General features: G+C 45.4%; 20 protein-coding genes. 10 read left to right on the top strand and 10 right to left on the bottom strand.

Features of this window, described 5'->3' with window-relative positions; genetic code table 11:
- Positions 1-159: 159 nt before the first annotated feature.
- Positions 160-1,185 carry a tRNA (adenosine(37)-N6)-threonylcarbamoyltransferase complex transferase subunit TsaD gene (gene tsaD / locus E5672_RS00615; RefSeq protein WP_069943752.1) on the bottom strand — a complete coding sequence of 342 codons (1,026 nt, stop codon included), beginning with the start codon at positions 1,183-1,185 and terminating at the stop codon, positions 160-162.
- A gap of 522 nt (positions 1,186-1,707) precedes the next feature.
- Here tsaD and rpsU point away from each other — a divergent pair.
- The 4 genes from rpsU (at position 1,708) to rpoD (ending at position 6,890) form a co-directional block, all read left to right on the top strand.
- Entirely contained in the window at positions 1,708-1,923 is a 216-nt protein-coding gene (gene rpsU / locus E5672_RS00610; RefSeq protein WP_012517258.1) for a 30S ribosomal protein S21, read from the top strand.
- Positions 1,924-2,164: 241 nt separating this feature from the next.
- Positions 2,165-2,611, top strand: a complete 447-nt coding sequence (locus E5672_RS00605; RefSeq protein WP_136780474.1) for a GatB/YqeY domain-containing protein — start codon at positions 2,165-2,167, stop codon at positions 2,609-2,611.
- Positions 2,612-2,800: 189 nt separating this feature from the next.
- Positions 2,801-4,579, top strand: a complete 1,779-nt coding sequence (gene dnaG, locus E5672_RS00600) for a DNA primase (RefSeq protein WP_136780473.1) — start codon at positions 2,801-2,803, stop codon at positions 4,577-4,579.
- Between the two features lie 478 nt (positions 4,580-5,057).
- Complete coding sequence (rpoD, locus tag E5672_RS00595) at positions 5,058-6,890, top strand: RNA polymerase sigma factor RpoD (RefSeq protein WP_136780472.1); 1,833 nt, start codon at positions 5,058-5,060, stop codon at positions 6,888-6,890.
- A 167-nt stretch (positions 6,891-7,057) separates the two neighbouring features.
- On the opposite strand, the gene E5672_RS00590 is transcribed toward rpoD, so the two are convergent.
- From E5672_RS00590 to E5672_RS00570, 5 genes are all read right to left on the bottom strand, one after another.
- Positions 7,058-8,677 (bottom strand): methyl-accepting chemotaxis protein, encoded by a 1,620-nt coding sequence (locus E5672_RS00590; RefSeq protein WP_136780471.1) that lies wholly within the window; start codon positions 8,675-8,677, stop codon positions 7,058-7,060.
- A 156-nt stretch (positions 8,678-8,833) separates the two neighbouring features.
- Positions 8,834-10,015: a topoisomerase IV gene (locus tag E5672_RS00585; RefSeq protein WP_136780470.1), complete on the bottom strand. Its 1,182-nt coding sequence runs from the start codon at positions 10,013-10,015 to the stop codon at positions 8,834-8,836.
- A 34-nt stretch (positions 10,016-10,049) separates the two neighbouring features.
- A complete protein-coding gene (locus E5672_RS00580) occupies positions 10,050-10,454 on the bottom strand; it encodes a type 2 periplasmic-binding domain-containing protein (RefSeq protein WP_131136070.1) in 405 nt (134 codons plus the stop codon).
- Positions 10,455-10,954: 500 nt separating this feature from the next.
- Positions 10,955-14,062: an efflux RND transporter permease subunit gene (locus E5672_RS00575; RefSeq protein WP_136780469.1), complete on the bottom strand. Its 3,108-nt coding sequence runs from the start codon at positions 14,060-14,062 to the stop codon at positions 10,955-10,957.
- Positions 14,063-14,075: 13 nt separating this feature from the next.
- Entirely contained in the window at positions 14,076-15,125 is a 1,050-nt protein-coding gene (locus E5672_RS00570) for an efflux RND transporter periplasmic adaptor subunit (RefSeq protein ID WP_136780468.1), read from the bottom strand.
- Positions 15,126-15,361: 236 nt separating this feature from the next.
- Here E5672_RS00570 and E5672_RS00565 point away from each other — a divergent pair, with 236 nt between their 5' ends.
- From E5672_RS00565 to E5672_RS00555, 3 genes are all read left to right on the top strand, one after another.
- Positions 15,362-15,907 carry an NUDIX hydrolase gene (locus E5672_RS00565; protein ID WP_136780467.1) on the top strand — a complete coding sequence of 182 codons (546 nt, stop codon included), beginning with the start codon at positions 15,362-15,364 and terminating at the stop codon, positions 15,905-15,907.
- Positions 15,908-15,972: 65 nt separating this feature from the next.
- Positions 15,973-16,740, top strand: a complete 768-nt coding sequence (locus E5672_RS00560; protein ID WP_136780466.1) for a class II aldolase/adducin family protein — start codon at positions 15,973-15,975, stop codon at positions 16,738-16,740.
- A gap of 55 nt (positions 16,741-16,795) precedes the next feature.
- Positions 16,796-17,980 carry a mandelate racemase/muconate lactonizing enzyme family protein gene (locus tag E5672_RS00555; RefSeq protein WP_120960909.1) on the top strand — a complete coding sequence of 395 codons (1,185 nt, stop codon included), beginning with the start codon at positions 16,796-16,798 and terminating at the stop codon, positions 17,978-17,980.
- Between the two features lie 70 nt (positions 17,981-18,050).
- On the opposite strand, the gene E5672_RS00550 is transcribed toward E5672_RS00555, so the two are convergent.
- On the bottom strand, positions 18,051-18,926 hold the full coding sequence (locus E5672_RS00550; RefSeq protein WP_136780465.1) for an amidohydrolase family protein: 876 nt from the start codon (positions 18,924-18,926) through the stop codon (positions 18,051-18,053).
- A gap of 86 nt (positions 18,927-19,012) precedes the next feature.
- Positions 19,013-19,804 (bottom strand): SDR family NAD(P)-dependent oxidoreductase, encoded by a 792-nt coding sequence (locus tag E5672_RS00545; protein WP_136780464.1) that lies wholly within the window; start codon positions 19,802-19,804, stop codon positions 19,013-19,015.
- A gap of 347 nt (positions 19,805-20,151) precedes the next feature.
- Between E5672_RS00545 and E5672_RS00540 the strand changes: the two genes are divergently transcribed.
- A complete protein-coding gene (locus E5672_RS00540) occupies positions 20,152-21,912 on the top strand; it encodes an acyl-CoA dehydrogenase family protein (RefSeq protein WP_136780463.1) in 1,761 nt (586 codons plus the stop codon).
- A 94-nt stretch (positions 21,913-22,006) separates the two neighbouring features.
- Here the strand turns inward: E5672_RS00540 and E5672_RS00535 are convergent, their stop codons facing one another.
- Both E5672_RS00535 and E5672_RS00530 read right to left on the bottom strand, forming a co-directional pair.
- Positions 22,007-22,552, bottom strand: coding sequence for a DUF3016 domain-containing protein (locus E5672_RS00535; RefSeq protein ID WP_136780462.1), 546 nt, complete (start codon positions 22,550-22,552; stop codon positions 22,007-22,009).
- A gap of 112 nt (positions 22,553-22,664) precedes the next feature.
- Positions 22,665-23,036, bottom strand: a complete 372-nt coding sequence (locus E5672_RS00530) for a hypothetical protein (protein WP_136780461.1) — start codon at positions 23,034-23,036, stop codon at positions 22,665-22,667.
- A 498-nt stretch (positions 23,037-23,534) separates the two neighbouring features.
- Here E5672_RS00530 and ccoG point away from each other — a divergent pair, with 498 nt between their 5' ends.
- Together ccoG and E5672_RS00520 are read left to right on the top strand one after the other, a co-directional pair.
- Entirely contained in the window at positions 23,535-24,965 is a 1,431-nt protein-coding gene (gene ccoG, locus E5672_RS00525; RefSeq protein WP_136780460.1) for a cytochrome c oxidase accessory protein CcoG, read from the top strand.
- Positions 24,962-25,945 (top strand): serine/threonine protein kinase, encoded by a 984-nt coding sequence (locus tag E5672_RS00520; RefSeq protein ID WP_136780459.1) that lies wholly within the window; start codon positions 24,962-24,964, stop codon positions 25,943-25,945. Before ccoG ends, E5672_RS00520 begins: the two co-directional genes overlap by 4 nt.
- The last annotated feature ends 107 nt before the right edge of the window (positions 25,946-26,052 follow it).

The raw sequence follows: 26,052 nt of genomic DNA, 5'->3' as shown, positions 1-26,052 counted from the left end.
TAAAACAAAAGGCAATGGAATGTGCTCCCATTGCCTTTTATTTATGCTTTTTTTGTTTTGCCTGCTTGCTATGCTCAATATTTCCCCAGTGAACTTAGGGAAGGCATAGTAGCGTTTGCAACGAGGTGTGGCACTTACTTACTGGCTTTTTATGAATAGCTAAATCGCCGATAAAGTATCAAGAGGCCAGCGCGGCTTGGCTTGTGAAGATAACGCCAAGGTTTCCCCAGCTTTCAAACGCTGCATGCCCGCATAGGCAATCATGGCTCCATTGTCTGTACAATACGCTAAGCTAGGATAAAACACCTCACCTTTTAGCTCTTGCATCAGGGCTTTCATCTCACTGCGCAGCATTGTATTTGCACTTACGCCGCCAGCAATAACCAAACGCTTCATTCCCGTCTGCTTCAACGCCCGCTTACACTTAATAATAAGCGTATCAACGACGGCTTCCTGAAACGCGTAGGCGATATTCGCTTTAATTTGCTCAGCATCAGCACCGGTTAGGTCAGCATCGCGAATGGTGTTTGCAGCAAAGGTTTTCAGACCGCTAAAGCTGAAATCTAGTCCTGGTCTGTCGGTCATCGGGCGAGGAAACTTATAGTGTCCCGCTTCTCCCTTTTCAGCCAGTTTGGCTAATAAAGGACCACCAGGATAATCTAGCCCCAGTAATTTGGCGGTTTTATCAAAGGCTTCACCAGCGGCATCATCAATAGACTCGCCAAGTACTTCGTATTGGCCAATGCCTTCAACTTTAACCAACATTGAGTGGCCGCCTGACACTAATAGTGCAACGAAGGGAAATTCCGGCGCGTCATCTTCAAGCATGGGCGCTAATAAATGCCCTTCCATATGATGAACGCCCACCGCAGGTACATTCCACGCATAGGCCAATGAACGCCCTACCGACGAACCCACTAATAACGCCCCCACTAAACCTGGGCCTTGGGTAAAAGCAACGCCGTCAATCTCTGTTGGCTGGGTGTTAGCGTCTTCCATAGCCTTTTCAATTAAAGGAATGATTTTTCTCACGTGATCCCGTGACGCAAGTTCAGGTACTACGCCACCGTAGTCGGCGTGCAGCTTTACTTGACTATATAGTTCGTGCGACAACAACCCTTTTTCGTCGTCGTAAACGGCAATGCCAGTTTCGTCGCAAGATGTTTCTATTCCTAAAATACGCATGGGGAGTAACCCTTTTACTACTAACTTCTATGCCTAGTTTCTGGAATTACTGTCGTCTTTTTATCTCAACAGGTGTCCCTACAATTGTTGAGAGCCATAATGACTAAGCGAATACCAAAAACTGAGAAAATAATTCTGGCGATCTAGTGCGATCATCTTTATGATCCCGCCGCGATCATAACACTACCCTGTTCAGGATCATTGGCTCTTTTCTTTTGATCACTTTCGTTTTTCGAAAGGGAAATGAGCAAGAAAACGTTCTGAAAAGGGCGCTTATATAAGCCGAGTTAAACAATACGCTGCTTAACGAGCGCAGAGTTTACCTTTAATCCTGCATTCATGGAATGCCAGTGAACAGGTAAATGAACGGTAAATGCACAATATTGGCTATTTTTTGGCAATTCATCCTTTACTTTCTCTGTAGATATGATTAGAATTTCGCACCATTTTTAACCCGGGTGGCCTTTTTAGCGCACAATTTTACCCGGATTTACACAGTAAAAGTTTTGAGGTGAGTGTTTAATGCCTATCGTTAAAGTTAGAGAAAACGAGCCGTTTGATGTGGCGCTGCGTCGTTTTAAGCGTTCTTGTGAAAAAGCAGGTGTTCTTTCTGAAGTTCGTCGTCGTGAATTCTTCGAAAAGCCAACTTGGGAACGCAAGCGCAAGAAAGCTGCCGCTAAAAAGCGTCATCTTAAGAAGCTAGCTCGTGAAAACGCACGTCGCGTAAAACTCTACTAATATAGGGTTAAGTAACGAGTCTGAAAGGTGTTGCAATTGCAGCACCTTTCGCGTTTCTGGGCCTTTATTTTTTTGGCCTTAATCCTAACGACTCCATTTTTCCCGTTTCAAAATGGTTGCATTTGATTTTCAACCTGGGGCTTAATAATACCAGCCCGCATAGATCATTACCTTCTGAGTGGGCAATGATCTATGCGGATAGGTATCAGCTCAGTCTACTAATAAAAAATCAGGAAACATCATGGCACTAATTGATGATTTAAAAGCAGCGCAAAAAGATGCGATGCGTGCAAAAGAAAAAGTACGTCTCGGTACTATTCGTATGGCAATGGCTGCCATTAAACAAAAAGAAATCGATGAGCAAATTACGCTAGACGATAGCGCAATCTTAGCGGTACTAACCAAAATGGTTAAGCAGCGCCAAGACGCCGCCGCGCAATACGACGCAGCCAATCGCGACGACCTTGCTAGCAAAGAGCGTGAAGAAATCACTTACATTGAAGATTTCTTACCCCAGCCTTTGACTGACGATGAGCTAAATGCACTTATCGACGAAACCATGGCTGCGACCGGCGCATCGGGTATGCAGGACATGGGTAAAGTCATGGGCGCCTTGAAACCTAAGGTTCAAGGCCGCACCGACATGGGCGCTCTAAGTGCAAAAATTAAGTCGCGTTTGAACGCTTAAGCTTTGCCCTTTCGTAAAAGTGAAGCGTGTAGAAGGTGTGCATTGTCACACCTTCATTGTTCTCATTTTAACGCTTCCCTGTTACAGTACTTCACTGTTTTTATTACGTTGTAACTTGTCGTCTCAAACGCTGTTACGACTTGTACTTTTCTAATTCTTTTTTAACTTACTCTTGTTGAAAGTACCCTCATGGCTGGAAAGATACCTCGCGATTTTATAGACGACCTGCTGTCACGTACCGATGTGGTAGAAGTGGTAGATAGCCGAGTTAAACTTAAAAAAGCAGGTAAAAACTACCAAGCGTGCTGCCCTTTTCACAACGAAAAGTCGCCATCTTTCACTGTTAGTCAAGACAAACAGTTTTACCACTGTTTCGGCTGTGGCGCTCACGGTAATGCTATCTCGTTTATTATGGAATTCGACCGCTTAGAATTTGTCGAGGCGATTGAAGAGCTAGCCCGTTATCACGGACTTGAAGTTCCCCGCGAAAAAGGCAGTCGCCCTGCCATGAGCGAAGAGAAAAAGCAGCAACAGCAAGACGATTACGCGGTAATGGAGCAAGTTGCACGCTTTTTCCAGCATCAGTTACGTCAAAATGGTAATAGTAAGAAAGCCATCGACTATTTGAAAAACCGTGGGTTAAGCGGCGACATCGTTAAACAATGGGAAATTGGCTACGCGCCAGACAGCTGGGACGCGCTGCTAAATACCTTTGGCAAAGATCCACAGCGCATCAAGCAACTGGTCGATTTAAAGCTGGTCAACAAAAACGACCAAGGACGTACCTACGATTTCTTTCGCGACCGCATTATGTTTCCTATCAGGGACAAACGGGGTCGTGTGGTGGGTTTCGGGGGCCGAGTATTGGATGACGGCGGCCCTAAATACTTAAACTCGCCAGAAACCCGCATTTTCCATAAAGGCAGTGAGCTCTTTGGCTTTTATTCTGCCAGACAAAAAAATCGTAGCCTGGATACCGTCGTTATTGTAGAAGGCTATATGGACGTAGTGGCGCTAAGTCAATTCGATATTAATATTGCTACTGCTGCGCTAGGTACAGCTACCACACCTGAACATATTCAAATGCTGGTTCGTGCTACGTCTCATATTGTGTGCTGTTATGATGGCGACCGCGCAGGCCGTGAAGCGGCTTGGCGCGCCTTAGAAAACGCCTTACCCGCATTAAAAGACGGCGTGCGTATTTCGTTTTTATTCCTACCCGATGGCGAAGACCCCGACACTATGGTGCGTCAGGTGGGCAAAGACGCCTTTATGGACATGCTTAATGACGCTATGCCGTTATCCCGCTTTTTCTTTGAGAACTTATTAAAAACGCACAATGTGGGCACGCCGGAAGGTAAAATTGCCCTTAAAAAAGCGGCAATGCCGCTTATTGAAAGCACATTAGGTGATGATCAAAAGCAAATGTTGCTGGAAGAATTAGCCAAGCACACCGGCGAGTTCGATCGATTTAAACTTCAGCAAGATATCACCAAAGCCAATCAAGGTTCGAAGCAAGCTTATTCACCGAATCGCAATCAGGTAAACAAGCCTAAACTATCACCCCTTCGCATGCTGATACGCTTGCTACTTGATAAACCTGAATTAGCCACGCTATGTGAAGACGTTCAAATTGATATTTTCGCGGGCAGTAACGCTGCTGGCATGGATTTATTACGCGATGTGCATCGCTATTGCGTAAGTCACCCTCAAGCAAAAACCGCACAGCTTGTTGAAAATTTCCGCGACCATCCCCATTCTTCTACTATCGCGAAATTATTGTTACAAGAACACTTGGTTAAAGACGAGGACGCTGAACGGGTTTATAACGACAGCTTCGCTCGCTTACTGGACGGGCATTTCGATAGCCGCATTGAAACCTTAATTTCACGCTCGCGGGTTCAGCCGCTGACACAGGCGGAAAAACAGGAACTGAACCTACTTATGAGGGAAAGACAGAAGAGTTAACCTTGGGCAAACTGACCTAGAGGTTAGCCTGTTTTTCCGTAGGCTTTTACATAAGGCGATTTTAAACGCTTATGTTAATGAGTTTGTATTAAGGAATTTATTTAAGCAAGAATACGCGCTGTGATTATGCGCAGTTTTGTAGCTTAAAAACACTGGCTAAAAAATCGGCCATCAATCTGGTAAAACCACCGCTTATTCTGCTATACTGGCTAATTCGCTGTGGGCACAGATAAACGTGTCTCATTCACGATAAAGTGAACAAAAATGCAGCAGCACGAGTAGCAAAGATATAGCCGAACATAACGGGCAGATCCGAACCCGAGCAGATGTGCATCGCAACATAATGGTATAGACCAGCGTGGCATCGAGCATTAACGGCCTTGATACAAAAGCAGTACTACAGCAGAACGGGGAACATACCTTTGTGTATGTTGTCTTTTCTATTGCTAACTAATTGAATGTGAGAAGTGTAGGTTATATGGCGCAAAGCAAGCAGTCTCAGATTAAACTCCTGATTGCAAAAGGTAAAGAGCAAGGTTACTTAACCTTTGCAGAAGTAAACGACCACCTGCCGCAAGATATTGTCGATTCTGATCAAATCGAAGACATAATCCGCATGATTAACGACATGGGAATTCAAGTTTCTGAATCAGCTCCTGATGCAGACGAACTTCTCATGCAAGAAGCGAATGCTGATGAGGATGCTGCAGAAGCGGCAGCTCAGGCGCTCGCTACTGTAGAAAGTGAAATTGGCCGTACGACTGACCCGGTCCGCATGTACATGCGTGAAATGGGTACGGTTGAGCTTCTTACTCGTGAAGGCGAAATTGAAATCGCTAAGCGAATTGAAGATGGTATCAACCAGGTACAATGTTCAGTTGCTGAATACCCAGAAGCCATCACTTATCTATTAGACCAGTGGGATCTTTACGAAGCAGAAGAGATTCGCTTAAGCGACATCATCTCTGGTTTTGTTGATCCTAACGACGAGCAAGACCTTGCTCCAACGGCTACTCACGTTGGTTCTGAATTATCTGAAGAAGAATTAGATGATGAAGACGACGATGAAGATGATGACGATAGCGATGAAGACGATAGCGGTGTAGACCCAGAGCTTGCCCGTGAACGCTTCACTGAGCTACGTGAACAATACCTAAAAACTCGTGAAGTCATCGAGAAGAAAGGTCGTGCTCATGCTGACTCTCGCGCACAAATCAACGCATTAAGCGATGTGTTCAAAGAATTCCGCCTGGTTCCAAAGCAATTCGATCGCATGGTTAAAAACATGCGCGAGATGATGGATAAAGTGCGTATTCAAGAGCGCCTTGTGATGAAGTTCTGCGTGGTTAACGCAAAAATGCCGAAGAAAGACTTCATCAAAGCATTTGCGGGTAACGAGACGTCTAACGCGTGGTTACACGAAGCAGTTAAATCAGGTGCTCCATACGCCGCTGACCTTGCTGTAAACCAAGAAGAAATTGAACGCTGTATTAGCAAAATGAACCAAGTTGAGCAGGAAACTGGCTTGGTGATCGCAGATATCAAAGACATCAACCGTCGCATGTCAATCGGTGAAGCGAAAGCACGCCGCGCGAAGAAAGAAATGGTTGAAGCTAACTTACGTCTTGTTATCTCAATTGCTAAGAAGTACACCAACCGCGGTCTTCAATTCCTTGACCTTATTCAAGAAGGTAACATTGGTCTAATGAAGGCGGTGGATAAGTTTGAATACCGTCGTGGTTATAAGTTCTCAACTTATGCAACGTGGTGGATTCGTCAGGCGATTACTCGCTCTATTGCTGACCAGGCGCGTACTATCCGTATACCTGTTCACATGATTGAGACGATTAACAAGCTTAACCGTATCTCTCGTCAAATGCTTCAGGAAATGGGTCGTGAGCCTACCCCTGAAGAATTGTCAGAGCGCATGCTAATGCCTGAAGACAAAATTCGTAAGGTACTAAAAATTGCAAAAGAGCCAATCTCGATGGAAACCCCTATCGGTGATGATGAAGATTCACATCTTGGCGACTTTATCGAGGACAGCACGATTATTCAGCCCCTCGATTCAGCAACTGGCGGTAGCTTAAAGGATGCAACGCAGGAAGTACTAGCAGGCCTGACCGCCCGTGAAGCAAAGGTACTTCGCATGCGCTTCGGTATCGACATGAATACCGACCACACCCTTGAAGAAGTAGGTAAGCAGTTTGACGTAACCCGTGAGCGTATTCGTCAAATTGAAGCGAAAGCACTTCGCAAGCTTCGCCACCCTAGCCGCTCTGAGCAGCTACGCAGCTTCTTAGACGAATAGAAAAAGCATTACTTTAAAATAAAAATCCCCGGCCTTAGCTGGGGATTTTTTTATGCCTTTCTTTTATCTTTAGGTAACAGAAAACACAGCCTTTGATCTGTTAGCTAAACCCACAAAAAAGCCTCCATACGGAGGCTTTCAATTCATGTTTATTGATAAGCTATCGCTTACACTCTAAATTGCTTAGCAATGGATTCAAGGTGCTGCGCAAGGTCGGCAAGTTCATTACACATGGTGCCTAGTTCACCTGAACGGCTTGCGGTTTGTTCGGTACGCTCATGAATCTCATCAACGTGACGTACGATATCAACCGCCACTGTGCGTTGATCTTCAGTATTGTGCGCGATTTGCTCGTTCATTTGGTTTATGCGCCCAATCGTGCTGGTAATGGTTTCTAAGCTACTTCCCGCTTTGTTGGCTGTTTCAACGCTGCTTGTTGCTTGCTCTGTACCACGCGACATCACCTCTACTGCTGAGTGTGCTGCGCTTTGAAGCTGTTCGATGGTGCTTTGAATTTCTTCCGTAGACTGTTGAGTACGAGACGCTAGCGTTCTCACTTCGTCGGCTACAACCGCAAAGCCTCGTCCTTGTTCACCAGCCCTTGCAGCCTCAATGGCGGCATTCAGTGCTAGCAAGTTAGTTTGCTCTGCAATACCTTTAATTACATCTAGCACCGAGCCCACTTTATTAGAATCAGACTCTAGGCGTGCAATAACGTCTGCTGTTTCACGAACGTTCTCAGCAAGTTGCTGAATACTGGTTACAGTTTGCTGCACAATTTGACGACCTTCACTTGCCGCTGTCGTCGCTTCGTTAGCGTCACTGGCCGCTTGCGCTGCGCTATGTGCAACACCGTCAACAGAACCACTCATAGTGTCTACCGCACGCTTAGCATTGGTTGCAGACTTTTGCTGTACATCAATGGTGCGCTGGGTTTCTTCCGTTACACCGCGTAAGTTCTGCGCAAGGTTGGATAGCGGTAAACTCGCTTCCACCACATCACGCACCACGCCTTGTAGTTTGTCCATAAATTGGTTGAACCAGTATACCAGCTCACCAATTTCATCTTCGCTTTTGGTTTCAATACGAACCGTTAGGTCGCCATTTTCTTGAGCAATATCTTTAAGCGAACGGACCACGTCATCAATGCTTTGTTTTATACCACGTACAATAGGCACCGCTGTACCAAACAGCAATATAGTCACAACCACGGCTAAAATGACGCCTGTGCTGATTAACGAGGTGTTGGCGCTATCAGTGTTTTTAAATGCCTCTTCGAATGCCGCTTGCTGTGCATCGCGAAATGTTGACATAGCAGCAATGGCGCCATCATAAGACTGATTCATCTGGGCAGAGAGTTCACCCAATCGGCTAAAGTCAGCCGTGCCATTGACCATAGACTGGGAAACGTCATAGGCAACGTCAAAGTATTGATCGAAGCCTGAAGATATACGCGAGATATCGGAACGAAATTCTGGGCTGATTGCCGCTATTTGGTTAAGTCCTTTCTTAGCTTCTTCTGCTAGCTCTTGCGCGACAGTAAGCGTGTCTTGGTCGCCCGTCGTTACCGCGCTTGCAAGGGTATCACGTACCTTTTGCATCTCGACTAATGTTGAAGCCGATAGCTGTAAAGCAGGGAATTGGACTTTCTGAACTTTCTCTAGAGTTGCGCCATTATTTAAAGCGGTATAAACAGTGATAAGTAGGTAAATGATAAAACTTAGCGCCGCTATCCCTGGTATCAGGAATATCTTCGTCGCGATTGGCATTTTTTTTAGAAAGTTCATTAGCTATCCCACTGTTTTTTTATAATCGTCCAGCGCTTTTCAGTGAAAGGTGAAAACGACCGAACTTTAATACATCTACCTAATTTATCTACCTGTAAACAAAAAACTTTAGTGAATTTATGGCCTCGCAGATGGTGCAAGGCCATACTTAGGTAGTTAGAACGTGTAATTTACGCCAACTTTCAGTAATGTTGCATCGTTTAAATCATTTAGATCGTCTGAGTACCACGTTACGTCAGTTTTAAGCGCAAAGCCTGGTTCAACATCGTAACGAAGACCCACAGTAACCGCAGATACATCTAGCTCTTGTTGCGCAGCGATACCTGCAGCACCTTGATAGACAAAAGCCCAAGTCGCATCAGTAACCGCATCTCCGGTAGAGATAGTTGAAGGTAGAGCAGCTACAAGACCAAGCTGAGTGCCGTTATCCGCCTCTTCAACTTCATAAGTAATGTGCGGTGTAAACTTACCGAAGCGCATACCTGCCGTAACGTACCAGGCTTTATTATCGGCAATTACAGAGCCATCTACTTCAGTCTGAGTGAATTCTGCACCTACAAACCAATCATACTTGTCGATATCAACTGCTACCTCAAAAAAGGTACCAGTATCATCATTAACACTGAAACCTTCAGCCGCCGCCGTCGCATTTGGTATCGCTGCACCGAACGCCGACATTCCTTCTACAAATGTGTCAAAATCTTCGTTCACAGCACTGGTCGTTCCACGCGCAAGCAAGGTACGAGCGCTGAACCAGTCACGAGTCGCTTCAAAAGAAACCGCCACTACATTTTTCAGTTCTAGCGCTGCAGGCGTACCTGAAATAGTCGTATCTGTTTCAACGCGCCCCATTGTAAGCTGAGCGCCATACTCCCAGTCACCTGAGTAGTTCATGTAGTCAACGCGAACACCGTCAATATTATTGAAGTCGATGCCATAAATTGCATCCGGTGGAGTCAACCAGTGGTAAGAGTAACCAATATCAAGTGATGCCGAGTATTTGAAAAGAGGCATACGTAGACGACCGGCGCTGATGTTGAAGTTATTGTTCAACACATAGGTCATGTACGCCCACTCAAAATCTGCGTCGTAGTCTTCGCTTCCACGGCCTACTAGCTGTGCGGTCGCAGAGAGTTTGTCGCTTACATCACCACGTACCTGAAGACCAAAAACACTTGCAGGGTCGAAGTTAAAATCGCTGTCGTAGCCATACACTGACTCATCATCGTCCAGTGTCATACCGCCAATCAGGTTTGCGAAGCCGTTAATTTGAATGTCGGCTATTGCTGGAGTAGCCAAAAGGCCTGCCATAGTTAATATAGCTAATTTGGTTTTCATGCGTGTTCCTTAAATTCTTTGTATTAACGGTAAGTTAAAAAGTCGCGACGACACGTACGCTATCGTTCACAGCGCCAGCGTCTACATAACCTATAGCGCTTGGATTTCCTGCTACCGCAGATATCACATCTGCGTCACTACCCAACGCTTTCGGCGGTTGCCCTTTACCGGTAAACACAAGTTTTGACCAAAACGCAGTAAGTTGTGCTGCGGTTTTGTTTAACACTTTGCCGTTAAATTCATCGGTTGCCGATTGCCCTTCAGCAAGCGCAACAGGTTGTGCTGGTGTACCGCTCGGAAATGCTTTCGCTTTATTTAAGAAAAGTCGGCTAATGCTGTCTTTGTCTAGCGCATCGCCGTTGCTGGGATGCACGATGACTGCAACGTCAGCAATCGCAACGTTGCAGCACAGTCCTGCTGCAAGTATCCATTTTTTCATCATATGTCCTCTGGAGTCTTTGTGAATGCTAGCTCATCGCTCTTTACTATTTTTGAAGGCGCTAAAAACGACATTTGCGTATTTGAGCGATATAAAACAAACATGTGCTTGTATGTCCAAACATTTACAACGAAGTAAGTATTGGTCACAAATACAATATTCGCCACTTTAAGCTTTAAATTTTTACCTTATATAAATTAATAACTTATATAAGCATTCGGGAATGGCGCGCAGTGTAGTGAAAGTAGAAAGTTAAACAACTATACAATTGTCTAATGCATACCTTTGAAGCTTATAGTTGCTTATAAAAAAGTTAAATAGACCACCTGTTTTGGATTATAAGCATTTAAAATCAACAACTTGAAATTAGTAAGACAGGCATCACAAGTGATAGAAACCTATATTGCAGTATGAAAATGCATACCTTAAGGTTATCCAGTTTGCGCCAACGAATGTTGGCGGCTGAGTGAAATTCAAACAACAAACAGTGGGGCGAGCCGTTAAGACTCGCCTTTTTTATAGGGGATCGCTTTCTCCAGCTCGTCAATTTTATTGGTTCGCTGCATTGGAGAGCCTGTATTTCTTGCTAGCCAACTGTACGCAGTTGGAACCACGTAGAGGGTCATAAATGTTGATAGAAGCACACCCGAAAAAATAACCATACCGATCACCATTCTGCTCTCAGCGCCAGGCCCAGAAGCAAGTACAAGAGGCAGTGAGCTAAATACCGTAGTAAAGCCTGTCATCACTATGGGTCTTAAACGCTGGGCGGCTGCTCGCTTAAGTGCTTGTTCAAACTCCATACCTGCGTCGCGAAGTTGATTAGCAAACTCCACAATCAGAATACCGTTTTTGGCAGCAAGTCCGATGAGCATAACCAAACCAATTTGACTGTAAATATTGATAGTCATATTGCTGAAAAACAGCCCAATGTAGGCACCAACCAAGGCCAGCGGCACGGTGAGCATAATAACCAATGGGTGTACCCAGCTTTCAAACTGCGCTGCTAATATTAAATATGTCACAGCAAGCGCCAACATGAAAACGTAAACAAATGAGTTACCCGCCTCTTGATAAAGTTGAGACTCGCCTTTGTAATCAATAGACACATTGTCTGGCAATTCCGTGGCGACAATATCTTCCAAGTAGGCTAGCGCTTCACCCAAGGTGTAACCGTCTGCTAAATTTGCTGATATTGTCACAGCGCGCATTCGATTATAACGATTCAGCTGCGCAGACGTTGCCTGCTCTTCGAATGTTAGTAAGTTATCCATGGGAATGAGTTCACCAGTGCGAGATGAGCGAACGTATAAATTTTCTATGCTGTTAGGGCTTCTGAAGTCTTCCTCTATGCCTTCCATGATGACATCGTATTCCTCACCTCTATCGAGGAAAGTCGACACTCTACGCTGTCCTAGCATCACTTCTAACGTACTACCAATATCACTAATTGATACGCCCAGGTCTGCTGCCCTGTCGCGATTTATATTTACTAACAGCTGTGGCGAGGTTTCTTTATAGTCAGAGTCTAGCCTAATCAGTCCAGGGTTTTGCGCGGCCTTTTGTATTACTGTGTCGCGCCACTCAACCAGGTTCTCGTAGGTGTCACCTTGTAATACAAACTGAACAGGACGACCTAGCCCACCTCCGGAAATACCGCTACGCATAATCGCAAAAGCACGAACGTCAGGCACACTGTTGAGTTTGGCGCTAATTTCGTCCATTAAAGAGAATGTACTAAAATCTCGTTCATCCCAGTCTGCCGAGCCAACTATCGCAATCCCTGCATTGCCACCAAAACCTGGCGTTCTTACTAGTAGGCGATTAATTTTACCACTCTCGCGGTAAGGCATTAGAACGCTCTCAATTTGCTCTAGGTTCCTAGCATTACTTTCAAAACTCGCGCCCTCTTGTGCATTCATTAAGATAAAAAAGTTGCCTCTATCTTCTTTCGGAACGAACTCACTGGGCACTTTCTGAGAAAGTTGGACCAAAGCTATCACCGCAATAACCAGCAAAAGTAGCATCAAAATGGGTTGGTGGAGTGTTTTGCCTAACGTATTAAAATAGCCTGTTTCTAGCTGTGTAAACCGCTTATCCATCCAACTACCAAAGCCAGAAGAACGGGGGCGCTTTTTAAGTATTTTTGACGCCATCATGGGGGATAGCGTGAGAGCCGTGAAACTTGAAAATGCCACTGCTGCAGCAATGGCCAACGCAAATTCGGTAAATAACCGTCCAATATTTCCTTCAAGAAATACCAGTGGAACAAACACAGAAATCAACACTAACGTCGTGGCAATTACGGCAAAACCTACCTCTCTGGCCCCTCGATATGCAGCCAAAATAGGCGGCTCTCCCATTTCTATACGTCGATAGATGTTCTCAAGCACAACAATAGCGTCATCCACCACTAGGCCAATGGCTAATACCATAGCAAGTAGCGTTAGTAGGTTAATTGAGAAGCCTAGCGCATACATCACAATAAATGCGGCGATAATAGAGACGGGCACAGTGACCGCGGGGATAAGCGTTGCGCGAATATTTCCCAGGAAAAGGTAAATCACGATAACTACCATTAGCATTGCGATAGCCAGCGTTTCATACACTTCGTCAATCGACGCTTCGATAAACACCGACGAATCGTAGCTTGGCACAATAAAGATATTATCTGGCAAAGTAGCTTCTATTCTTTCAATTTGCGCTTTCGCTGCGCGGGCTACTTCAAGTGTGTTTGCTTTTGATTGCTTGATAATACCAAGGCCTATCATGTTAACGCCATCGCCACGAAACTCGGTTTCGTCATCTTCGGCGGTTAACTCAACATTAGCAATTTCACCAAGTCGCACAAGATAACCGTTGTCTCCTACGGCAACCGTTAGCGCCGCGAAATCGTCAGGTGTTAGAAAGGTGCGTGCTACGCGAACTTCAAAGTTGCGGTCTGTACTTTCTACTTCACCTGCTGGTAATTCTACATTTTCAGCACGTATTACTTGCTCTACATCACTTACGGTTATGCCTCTCGCCGCCATAGCATTGCGGTCTAAGAACACTTTCATGGCATAACGTCTGCCACCGCCAATTTGTATGCGGGCCACGCCATCTACAATCGATAACCTGTCCACTAACACCCGCTCGGCGTAGTCCGTCAACTCCATAGTATTAAGGTTCGTGCTTCTAAGGTTGTACCACACCACGGCACTTTCATCTGAGTTCGCTTTCGATACTTCTGGTGGGTCGGCTTGGTCTGGCAGGTTATTAAGTGCGCGACTTACTCGCTCGCGTACATCATTAGCTGCTGCATCTATATCTCTAGAAAGTTTAAATTCGATGGTAATGTCTGAACGACCATTACGGGACGTGGATGTAACGTTTTTAATCCCCTCAATACCTGAAATTCTGTCTTCTAATAGCTGGGTAATTCGGGTTTCCACTATGTTCGCAGAGGCGCCCGTGTAGGTTGTACTTACCGATACAATAGGCGGGTCGATATCTGGGTATTCGCGCAAACTCAGCATGGAAAAAGCGACGATACCAAAAATAATCAGTAGTAGATTGATTACGGTTGCAAAAACCGGGCGCTTCACAGAAACGTCTGACAATAACATGACTGCGTGCCCCCTAGCGGTTTAACACATTAACTGGAGACTGATCGCGCACGCGAAGAGTGCCTTCGGTTATCACTTCGTCCCCTTCATTCAACCCGCTAACAATTTGCACTAGCCCTGGGCGGCGTTCGCCTATTTTCACTTCTGTTTGATGGGCAACATCATCTTTAACAACATAAACATATTGCTTATCTTGCACTGGAACTAATGCTTTTTCCGGTAGGACTAAGGCGTTAAGAACACGTTTTTCAACCACCACTGTAAGCAACATTCCCGGGCGAAGGCGCCCGTCTTGATTATCAATGGTTGCCCGCACGCGAATGGAACGACTAATGGGGTCAAGGCGTGTGTCGATGTTGGTGATTTTCCCCGTAAATGCTTCCCCAGGATAAGCCACTGAGGATGCACTAACCGACTGCCCTTTCGCTACGCTTGCAAGATGATTTTCAGCAATACTGAAGTCAACTTTAATGAGACTAATGTCATCTAAACTAGTAATGGTGTCTCCGGGCTGTACTAGTGAACCAATGCTGATTTCACGGTTGCCTAAAAACCCACTAAATGGCGCGCGAACTTGAAGGTCATTAAGCTGAGCCAAGGCAATGTCTAACTGGGCTTGTAGCGCTTTCACCCGGGCTTGCTGTTCATCGAGAAGTTGTTCAGACGTTGCATTTGACTGACGCAGGTCAGCGATACGGGTAAACTGACGTTTAGCTTCATCAATATTTGCTTTTAGCTCTTCAACTCTAGCCCGCTCTTCGGTGTTATTAAGCTGCACCAGAAGCTCGCCTTCTACTACTTTATCGCCATCATTAAAGTTTATTGCCTTTACCGTATCGGTAACTTGTGCAGTGACATTTACTGACTCGTTTGCGGTAGCCGTACCCAGTGACTCTATGGTGATAGGAAAGGCTTGAGACGAAACAACGCCCGTTTTAACTGGCGTAGCTCTTGCGCCGGCGTTTTGTTTACTTTCTTCCTGAGGCATATTCAAATACACCACAACGCCAGCAAGTAGCACCACGCCTAGTAACAAGGGTGATAACGATAATCGTGAAGACATAACCTTTCCTATTGGTAAAATAGTATTCCTTTGAGCAAGAATTTTTTAAGCGCTCAACGGACACTCAAGTACACAAATTCGCTTAACGTCAAACGTGAGCGTTCCCAAACATTGTTTCGTGTACCGCGTTATTATTGTTTGTTGTGTTATTTTTATTTTTGCGTAGAGTCTGTGTGGTAAATATGATTGCTTTTAAAACAATTACAAACAGACACTAGAGTATTTTACCCAAATCAATGGTCATCTTATTTCGCTTATCAGCTATATTTGCTGTTTTAACGCTTTTCGCATGTTCAAAATCTTCACCTAACTCTCCAATGTGCCGCGTTTCAGAAGCGCTTTTATCTGAAAGTGTGCACCTTGGTAGTAGTATGGGCGAATCTCCTGTTGGCGCTGCCTGTTTAATAAAAACCGGCAACAAGGTACTGATGGTAGAACATCGGCTGTCTGGCAAATTAGACTTTCCAGGCGGGACTTCGGATAAGAATGAATCACTTGCCTGTACCGCTCACCGGGAAACATGGGAAGAAACTGGGTTCAATGTAGAAGTGAGCGCGTATCTCTCGACGACCTCTAACGGCTTAGTCATATTTGGTTGTGATGTAGACGCCGGCATTGAACGGCTTCCTGACACCTTCGATGCACCATCATGGGCAAAACTAGAGGTAGTAAGATTGATTAAAGCAGATCCGTTTATGCTAGACCACGATGGGTTGAGGTTTGCAGACGATCTTATTCCCTTGCGCGATGGCTATACCCAATTCGATATAAAGCAGCGCTGACAAAGCATTGTTCATCGTTGCGGGTATTGGTAAATTGTCGCTATAAAACAAACAGGAGAAGTGGCTTGTTTTCACTCCCAACCTTAAGCCTAAAAGGCAAAGTCTCTGATCAAGAATGGCAAACTCGTGTCGATTTAGCTGCGTGCTATCGATTAGTTGCAGATATGCGATGGGGCGACCTTATTTACACGCATATTTCAGCCAAGGTACCGGGCACTGATCACTACTTGGTTAACGCCTTTGGCCTGACATTTGACGAGGTTACTGCCTCTAATCTGGTTAAAGTCGATTTAGAAGGTAACATCCTTGACGATACGCCTTACGGCATTAACCCTGCAGGCTTTACCATTCACAGTGCTATCCACGAAGTGCGCCACGATGCCCAGTGTGTTATTCATCTGCATACACTAGCCACAATCTCAGTCGCATCGGTTAAAGGCGGACTTAAGCCGTGGAGCCAGTATTCAATGTTTTCACTACCGTCACTGTCTTATCACGGCTACGAAGGTCTGGCCGTTGATGATAGTGAAAAGAAACGTTTGCAGGACGACCTCGGCGACACTAACCATATGCTTTTGCCTAACCACGGCGGTTTAACCCTTGGTCCCACCGTTGGCGACGCCTTTATGCGCTTTTACGATTTGCAGCGTGCGTGCGAAATTCAGCTTGCCTTGATGCAGTCTAATGAAGAGGTTATCGAGATACCGCAAAACATTATTGATGGCATATACGCACAGGCCAATGTGGTGCACAGCGGCGAAACGGGCGGACAAAAAGCATGGCCTGCCATGCTTCGCAAAGCTTACAAACTAGATCCAGGCTTCTGCGAATAATTTAGCTTAGTCAGCTAAACGCCTACTTATTTCAAACAGGAATTGTTAATACATTATGAAAGTCACCAAAGTAGAAATTTTTGATATCGAATGCCCTAAGCGCCCTCAGTGGAACCCAGTTTTCGTGCGCGTGTACACCGACGAAGGTATTACCGGTGTGGGCGAAGCAGGACTGGCTTATGATTGGGGTCACAGTGCCGCTGCGCACATGATTAAAGAAATTGCAGAAGCCATGCTGATTGGTTTTAATCCTTTTCACACCGAACTGCTTTGGTCGAGAATGCTGCGCGAGGGCTTTTGGGGATTAGGCGGCGGCCCGGTTATTTATGCTGCGATGAGCGCCATTGATACTGCACTTTGGGACATTAAAGGCAAAGCGCTTGGCTTGCCGGTTTACGAATTACTGGGTGGCAAAACTAATGGCAAGCTTCGTAGCTACGCCAGCCAGCTTCAGTTTGATTGGGACAAAGAAGTGACCAAGCTTAACGACCCTGCTGACTATGCTCGCGCCACTGAAAAAGCACTTAAAGATGGTTACGATGCGGTTAAAGTTGACCCCATCGTTTACGATAAAGACGGCAACACCCACTTTGACAGAACCAAGCTGTTCACTAAGCCCGAGCTTAAACTGTTCAAAGCCCGCCTTCAGGCGATTAGAGACACAATGGGCGAAGATGGCGACATCATCTTTGAATGTCACAGCTTATTAGGTGCATCAACGGCTATCCAGCTGGGTGACATCGTTGAAGAAATTGGCTGTCTATATTACGAAGAGCCTGTGAATTACCTTAACTCAAAGCTTCACGATAAAGTAGCGAAGAACGTGAACGTGCCTATTGCGGGCGGTGAGCGCCTGTACCATCGCTGGGATGTACGCCCTTACCTTGAAGACCAATCTATTGATGTACTTCAACCTGACGTTGGCCTTTGTGGCGGTTTCACCGAAGCGAAAAAGGTGTGTGACTATGCCGACATTTACGATGTACGTATTCAGGCTCACGTTTGCGGCGGCCCTGTTGCAACAGCGGCAAGCCTACATTTAGAAACGGCCATTCCAAACTTCTTAATTCACGAGCACCATACCTACGCTATTAAAGACTGGAACCGTGAACTTTGTATTCAAGATCCTCAGCCAGTAAACGGCTTTATTGAAGCGCCTGACACACCGGGAATTGGTATCGATCTAAACGATGAGGTGGTTTATCGCTCGCCACACATGACGGTAACTGAGCTTAAATAAAACTGAAACTTAACGGGTTTATTGAAGGCAATAAACCCGAGGCGAGTTCAGCAGCTCAACTAAGCTAGCTTTACGCGATGTCGTACCACCGCTTCGCATTTTCGTACAGCAGCGCCGCTTTTTGCGTTTCAGTAAGCGGCGTTGTCATATTGACAAACCCTTGCCACAGCGCCGCATACGGCATTCGCCACTGACACAGCGGGAAGTTGCTGGCAAACATCATGTGATTTGTGCCAACGGTGTCCAACAAGGTTTCAAAAATATAAGACGCACGCTGCCACTGCCAACGGCGATCTTGCATTTCTAATCCCGAGAACTTAAACACAACTTGCTGCGTTTCATTCAAGTCGCGAATATTCTGCCGCCATGTTTTAAACGCAAAGCTATTTACGTCAATCGGCGCTATTGCAGCATGGTTTACAGCCACGTTTAGCGAGGGTGTTTGTTCTAATACCGTTAGCAGTGCATGCACAGCATTGCTATCTGCAAGATTTAACTGGGCCTCAAAAGACAAGCCTTGTGACGCCATATGAGAAAGCCCCCATTTAACTTTAGGGGTGCGTAAAAGTACTTCAGCATCTTCATCTAATATATGACGAAGCCCACGTATTGAGGGGTACTGCTTTAGCTTATCGATATGACTGCCAACACTATTTTCTGTTAAATCGATACACCCAACTGAGCGGAATGGCAGCGTACAATGACGCTCCAAGAACGCAATTTCACGCCAGGGTCTCTCGTTATCGTAACCCGCTTCAATGTGAACAAAACCGCCTAACTGCCCTAACGAAACGCGATAGAGCAAGTGCTCTGTAGTATGTTTTGCAATCGCTTTTTTATCTGGCCAGAAGGGGGCATTGGCTGGTTTCAGCCAGTCATAGTGCCCTTCGTCTAGGGCAAAAAAGTGGATATGAGGATCTATCCAAGTGATTGAAGGCTTGCTCATCGTTGTTTATAAAACCTTAGTTTATGCTATTGCTGATAAGACATTTCGCGCTGCTTTTCTATTCAGTCCTATCTATTCATCCCTTTCTATTGTGCTGTGTAGCCCCCATCCACCGCATACAAGCTGCCCGTGATGAACGAGGCTTTGTTACTGCATAGGAAATAAGTCAGTTCAGCTACATCTTCGGGCTGGCCCAAACGTCCTATAGGCTGCGCAGCGGCTTCTTCGGCTACTACTTCATTTTTATCTGCCCCAGAACGTGCCACGTAATTATCAATGGCGTTATGAAATAGCGGTGTTTCGATGGTACCCGGGCATACCGCATTAACGCGGATATTATAGGGTGCGTAGTCAAGCGCGGTGGTTTTAGCCATAGACGCCAATGCACCTTTGCTGACACCGTAGGCGAACGAATTGCGCTTTCCAATAAAGGACTGATCTGAGCCCATCACCACAATCGCACCGCTGCCCTGTTCTTTCATGGTTGGCAGGCAAGACTTAATCGCGCCATACGCCCCTTTTACGTTTAGGTTTAGTACCTTATCGAGCAGCGCTTCATCAGTGTCTTCAATGGTTGCTGAAACATGTATACCGGCGTTACACACCAAGGCATCTATGCGGTGATGAGAAGCAATAACCTCATTGACAGCGGCCTTAATATTGCTCACTACACTTACATCACAAGGCTTCCAGATAGCATTAGGTAGTACTTGCTCAAAGTCTCTAATATCCAGGTTAATGACGTGATAACCGTTTTCACTAAACAGCTTGCATACTGCAAAACCGATCCCCAAGCTTCCCCCCGTTACAATACAAACTGGGTTCTGCGCATCATCGTTGCTATTTCTAAAGTTGTTCTTTGCGCTATCTAACTTCATGTTTTTAAGTACCGTGTTGCTTGTGCGTATGTGAATGGGTTATTTCAATGTAGGCTAAGCATGCCTGCGAGAATATGAATTGCAAGCGAGCTTACCACTTGAGTTCGCTGTTCTATATTAACATCAATACGTCAGACATCATTATTAGCGCCTGTATGACCTTTGCCGCACATTAAAAGTCAACGAGCCCAAGTAAACCTATGTGTTGCTTTAATATCAGTCTGCATAGATCACTCCCCACATCATCCAAATTTATTATTAACTTTCCTTTAACGGACTATTCGGACTACGCTTTTTGTGACTATAATAGACAAAATTAAAACACTTGTTTGAAAAAGGAGTCTTCCATGCCTCTGTACCACGCCCCTACGACTGATTTTCAGTTCTTGTTAAAAGACTGGCTTGGACTTGATGCTCACTACGAAAAGCTCGGTATCAGCGACTTTGATAGCGAACTGGCCAACGAAATTATTGCGCAGGGCGCAAAATTTGCCTTGGATGTGGTTGCCCCGCTTAACCGTGAAGGCGATGAAGAAGGCTGTACGCTAAAAGACGGCAACATTACCACGCCCAAAGGCTTCGCTGATGCTTATCAGGAATATGTTGCTAACGGCTGGAATGCAATGCTAGGCACTGCTGAGTACGACGGGCAAGACTTGCCGTATACCATGGCTGTGCCTGTTCATGAAATGCTAAACGCGGCGAACTTAAGCTGGCGTTTAACCACCATGCTTACTGAAAGCGCTACACTTGCGGTTACTAAGCACGCGAGCAAAGAATTAAAAGATATCTACCTTGCTAAGCTAATCAGCGGTGAGTGGACAGGTACCATGAACCTGACCGAACCTCACGCAGGAACAGATTTGAGCTTGCTTAGCACCAAAGCTGAGCCACAAGGCGACGGCAGCTATAAAGTAACCGGTAATAAGATTTTTATTACCGCAGGTGATCACGACTGGAGTTCGAACGTTATTCACCTTGTTCTAGCTCGTCTACCTGACGCCCCTAAAGGCGTTAAGGGTATCAGCTTATTCTTAGTGCCCAAGTTCCTTCCAGATGCCAGCAATGAGCCTGGCGAGGCGAACAGCTTGTCAGTGGGAAGCATCGAACACAAAATGGGGATCAAGGCGAGCCCGACTTGTGTGATGAATTTTGACGGTGCAACGGGTTACCTTGTAGGTGAAGAAAACCAAGGGCTGGCATGCATGTTCACCATGATGAACGATGCACGTTTCCAAGTAGGCCTGCAAGGTTTAGGCGCGGCAGAAGCCTCTTACCAAGGCGCGCTGACCTACGCCCGTGAACGTGTGCAGTCTCGCGCACCTCAGGGTATTCAAAATCCAGAAGGCAAAGCAGATCCAATCGTCTTTCAACCTGACGTAGCACGTATGTTACTTACGCAGAAATCATTGATTGAAGGATGCCGTGCACTTTCACTTTTCTACGCCAAGTTTATGGATGTAGAGAAGCTTGGTGAAGGCCAAGAAAAAGAAGATGCCGATAAGATACTTCAGTTTTTAACCCCAATCTGTAAAGCCTTTATGACGGATATGGGTCTTGAAACCACCAGCCTAGGTGTACAAGTATTTGGTGGTCACGGCTTTATTCGTGAATGGGGTATGGAACAACTTATGCGCGACGTGCGCATTGCTATGTTATATGAAGGTACCAATGGTATTCAGGCGCTAGACCTTATTGGTCGAAAGCTTACCCGAGATGGCGGTCAGATGATGGAAGCGACCTATAATGCGTTTAACGCACTGGTTAGCGACATTCAAGACAGTGAGGCAAAAGGCCTAGCTCAAGGTATTCTTGATGACTGGCGTGCATCTTCAGCCGATTGCTTAGGTATGGATGCCACTACCGCTGCTTCTGCTGCTTGTGATTACCTAGCGTACAGCGCCTATTCACTTATTGGTGTACTGTGGTACAGCATGGCCGACAAAGCACAAGCTTCTGGTAATGCGGTACTTGCAGCGTCTAAGATGAAGACACGTGACTTCTACATGGAACGTATCTTAGTACGTCGCGATGCGCACAAAGCCGCTTATAAAGCTGGCCCTGAAAGTACCCTTGCAATATCAGGTAATGAGTTTGATTATCTGTAGGCAGCTTATACTGCTATAGCCCGTGAAATATGGGCTATGAAAGCAAAAAAGGTCACTATATGTGACCTTTTTTATTTGTACTTAGCGTGCTTTACTAGTTGTTGACCGCTACCTGAGTAGAAAACGTGTCGGCAAACCAGTCATTCAACATGGCTTTTTCGTAAGTCAGAGATTCGGTTCTATTACGGCGGATTGTCGACTCCATAAAATCCATATCTTTGAGTTTTACATCTTCGCCACTTAAAATGATTTCCCCTTCAGCGTTAGTCAAAGAGTAACTAAACGCCATTCTTGGAATGTCTATGCGCTTGATAATGCGAACATCGCTTCCACCACCTGAGCCGAACCCGACGAATTGACTAGGCCATACTTGCCCCGCCAAGTCCACGTTAGTCACTGTCATAGTCAGCACTTGAGAATCAGGTAAGTCACTGGCTAACTCAACAATATGCTGCTCTAAATCTTCCAATGTACGTTCGCGAAAGCGTTTGCGAGACTCATTGGTTGGCTTAACATCGCTATACGTTTCAGGCTCTTCCCACGTAATTTTAACTTCTGCCGCATGAGTGGGAGCGAATGCAACAAGAAGTCCAACTGCAGTGGCACAACCTAAATAAGAAAATGTACGTAATTTATTCACTTTGATGCTCCTAAATACAGCCGTTTGAACAGTGGGTTTTACGAGGTATTGGTACGCTATTAATTGGAACCAGGCACCGACCTTATGGCTTTAGCCTATTCGTAGAAATCGGTTAATCTCGCTTTGCTACTTGCATAACTGGCGACTGTTTAATGATTAGGCATAGTTGAGCGCGTTTAGTTCCCGTAAAATTGGGGTTTATGTCATCGTTTTCACAATAGGTGTGATAAAAGCGTTTAACGCTCGCACTGTCGGCGGTGATCTGTTCTACATAATTCTGCTGATAAGGCTTTAAGGGGCTTAAGCGAATATTTATTTTGTCTTTTAAACTACGTAGTTCTTCTCGCTCAGGCAGAGTGGCTACAGATACCAGCCAGTCGGAAACTGAATTTTGAATATCTTCAAAGAGATACTGAACAAAAGAGGATCGCAGCACTATAATTAAAATAATAATTTCAGCAGCGATAATAAAGAACCTAAACATGACTTCTCAGCTAACTTTGACGGACGTTTACTACAGATAACACTAATATTGGGTAAATTAAGCCACAAGTTGCACCACAACTTTTTGCCGTTTTACTTTATAACGGCTCCCACTGTACATGATTTGCACGGTAATTGACCATATTATTGTTTCTGATAGTAATTCGATGTCTGGTTGTTAATAAATACAGCAATCTATACGCTAGTATACCTAATACACTTATATCTACTGATTACTTGCAGGCTGTGATAACGCGAATACGACAGTTACCTTTTATTTTTAGTAAGTAACTTTCCTTTAACTGTACGCAAAGTTTTACAACCAGCCCTAATCAAGACGCAGGGAAAACATGAAACCAAAAAACTTTCTGAAGTTTCAGTATTGACTGAAACTTTAAAAAGATAGACCATACGCCGCATTATTGATCTATATTAATTATGACGTGTTAAACGCAGTTATACTGCACAGGCAGTTTGTTACGTCACATAAGGTTAAGCTATGAATGAACAAATACCGGTAAAAACCGTTACACCGGTAAAGGTACATAAACCCAAAGGGGGTCCTGAAGGTAAACGCCACGACTCTCGTAGCCGTATTTATGTGCGTGCTGTACAAGGCCCTTTAGAGACGTTTAGACGCATGTTTGGCCTTTTCTTTTTGGGCCTTTTTGCCATCATTCCATGGATTCAGTACAACGGGCATCAAGCCGTGCTACTCGACATCGGCGAGCAGCGATTTACCATCTTCTCACTAACCTTATGGCCTCAAGATCTTACTTTGCTGGCCTATATATTTATAGTTTCCGCCTTTGCGTTGTTCTTTGTCACCACTTTCGCTGGTCGCGTGTGGTGTGGATTTATGTGCCCTCAAACAACATGGGTATACATTTACACGTGGTTTGAAGAGAAGTTTGAAGGCCCGCGTAACAAGCGTATAGCGCTAGATGCACGCAAAATGGATGTGGATAAATTCTTGCGTAAAACGGCTAAGCATACCGCTTGGGTATTGGTAGCGCTGTTAACCGCTTTGACCTTTGTTGGCTACTTCACGCCAATTGATGCACTGTTTATCGATTTTGTAACGTTTAACACCAGCTTCTGGGCAGGTTTGTCGGTTATTTTCTTTGCGGTATGCACCTACGGAAACGCAGGTTACATGCGAGAAATCATGTGTACGCACATTTGCCCGTATGCGCGTTTCCAGTCGGCCATGTTCGACAAAGATACCTTTACTGTATCGTACGACGCCAAACGTGGTGAACAGCGAGGCCCGCGACCACGTAAACTTAGTCACGAGCAAGTAAAGGAAAAAGGTTTAGGCGACTGTATAGACTGTAATTTATGTGTTCAGGTATGCCCAACCGGTATAGATATTCGAAACGGCTTACAATACGAATGCATCAACTGCGGTGCTTGTGTTGATGCCTGTAACGGCGTTATGGATAAGATGGGTTATCCTAAGGGTTTGATAAGCTTCACTTCCGAAGAAGAACTCGCTGGCGGTAAAACCCATGTATTGCGCCCTAAGTTAATTGGCTATTTTGTCGTGCTCGTCGTTATGATCGGTCTGCTGTTCGCTAATATTTGGATGCGTAGCCCTACAGAAGTAGACATTATCCGCGACAGAAACTCGCTATATCGCGAAACTAATGAAGGGCTTATTGAGAACGTTTACACCATAAAAGTGCTTAATAAAACGCAGCAAACCCAGTCATACACGATTGCGATAAAAGGATTGCCTGACTACAAATACATTGGTGAGCAAAAGGTAACAGTTAAAGGTGGGGCGGTATACAGCACACCAATTTCTGTTGCAACTGACGCTTATAATCTGGAAGATACGGTTACCGATATTTTTATCAGTGTAACCACCACAATTGATGGGGAAACGGTTACCGTTGATGAACCAACTAAATTCCTTTATCGATGACAGATTTTTCTTTCTCTGGGCTTAGCCCAGACACCATATTAGATGCCCTGGAAAGCCAGGGCATTTTTCTTCAAAGCGGACTACTTGCGCTTAACAGCTATGAAAACCGCGTATACCAATTTTTGGCTGAAGATGGCCAGCGCTACGTTGCGAAATTCTATCGTCCCGGCCGATGGACAGATGCGCAAATTCTTGAAGAGCACGAGTTTGCCGCTGAACTTATTGAAAGTGAAATCCCGTTGGCCGCGCCTATGGCTCTAAACGGCAGCACACTGCATCATCACACGGTGGCAGAAACTGACTATCGATTTGCGCTATTTCCTTCAGTAGGCGGCAGACAATTCGAGAATGACAACCTTGACCAGCTTGAATGGATGGGGCGTTTCATTGGTCGTATCCACCGCGTTGCCTCAGCGAAAGGGTTTACTCATCGCCCTTCAATTGATATTGAAAGCTACCTGAATGAGCCCAAGCAGGTTCTATTGCAAAGTACGCTGCTGCCTGAGCATCTAAAAACGGCGTTCTTCGCCATACTCGACCCCGTGATAGAGGCAACTAAAAAGGCTTATAGGCCAACATCAAGCATTCGTCTTCACGGCGACTGCCACCCAGGTAATATACTATGGCGCGATGGCCCAACCTTCGTTGATTTAGATGATTGCCGCATGGGGCCTGCGATCCAAGACTTATGGATGATGTTAAGCGGCGACCGTCAGCAACAGCTGTTACAGCTTGATACCTTAGTTGAAGCTTACGAGGAATTTCACTCGTTTGACTCGGCGCAACTGCCCCTTATCGAACCTCTTCGTGCAATGCGAATGGTGCATTATATGGCATGGCTTTCTCGACGTTGGGAAGACCCAGCATTTCCTCGGGCATTTCCTTGGTTTGCTGAAGATAAATACTGGGAAGGCCAAATACTTGCTTTGAAAGAGCAGCTATCCGCACTACAGGAGCCTCCGCTAAAATTGGGCTACTGAGCCTGCAGCCTTACTGCTGAAAAAACGCTTTTTCAATGACCCTTGCCCAATAACCGTATACGGGTACGAAAAAGCGTAAGGTATAAGAAACCGTATTCGCTATCACA

The organism is Alteromonas portus (assembly GCF_005117025.1).
Lineage (GTDB): Bacteria > Pseudomonadota > Gammaproteobacteria > Enterobacterales > Alteromonadaceae > Alteromonas > Alteromonas portus.
The sequence above is the reverse complement of the archived record's forward strand: the minus strand, read 5'-3'. Positions and strand labels throughout refer to the sequence as shown.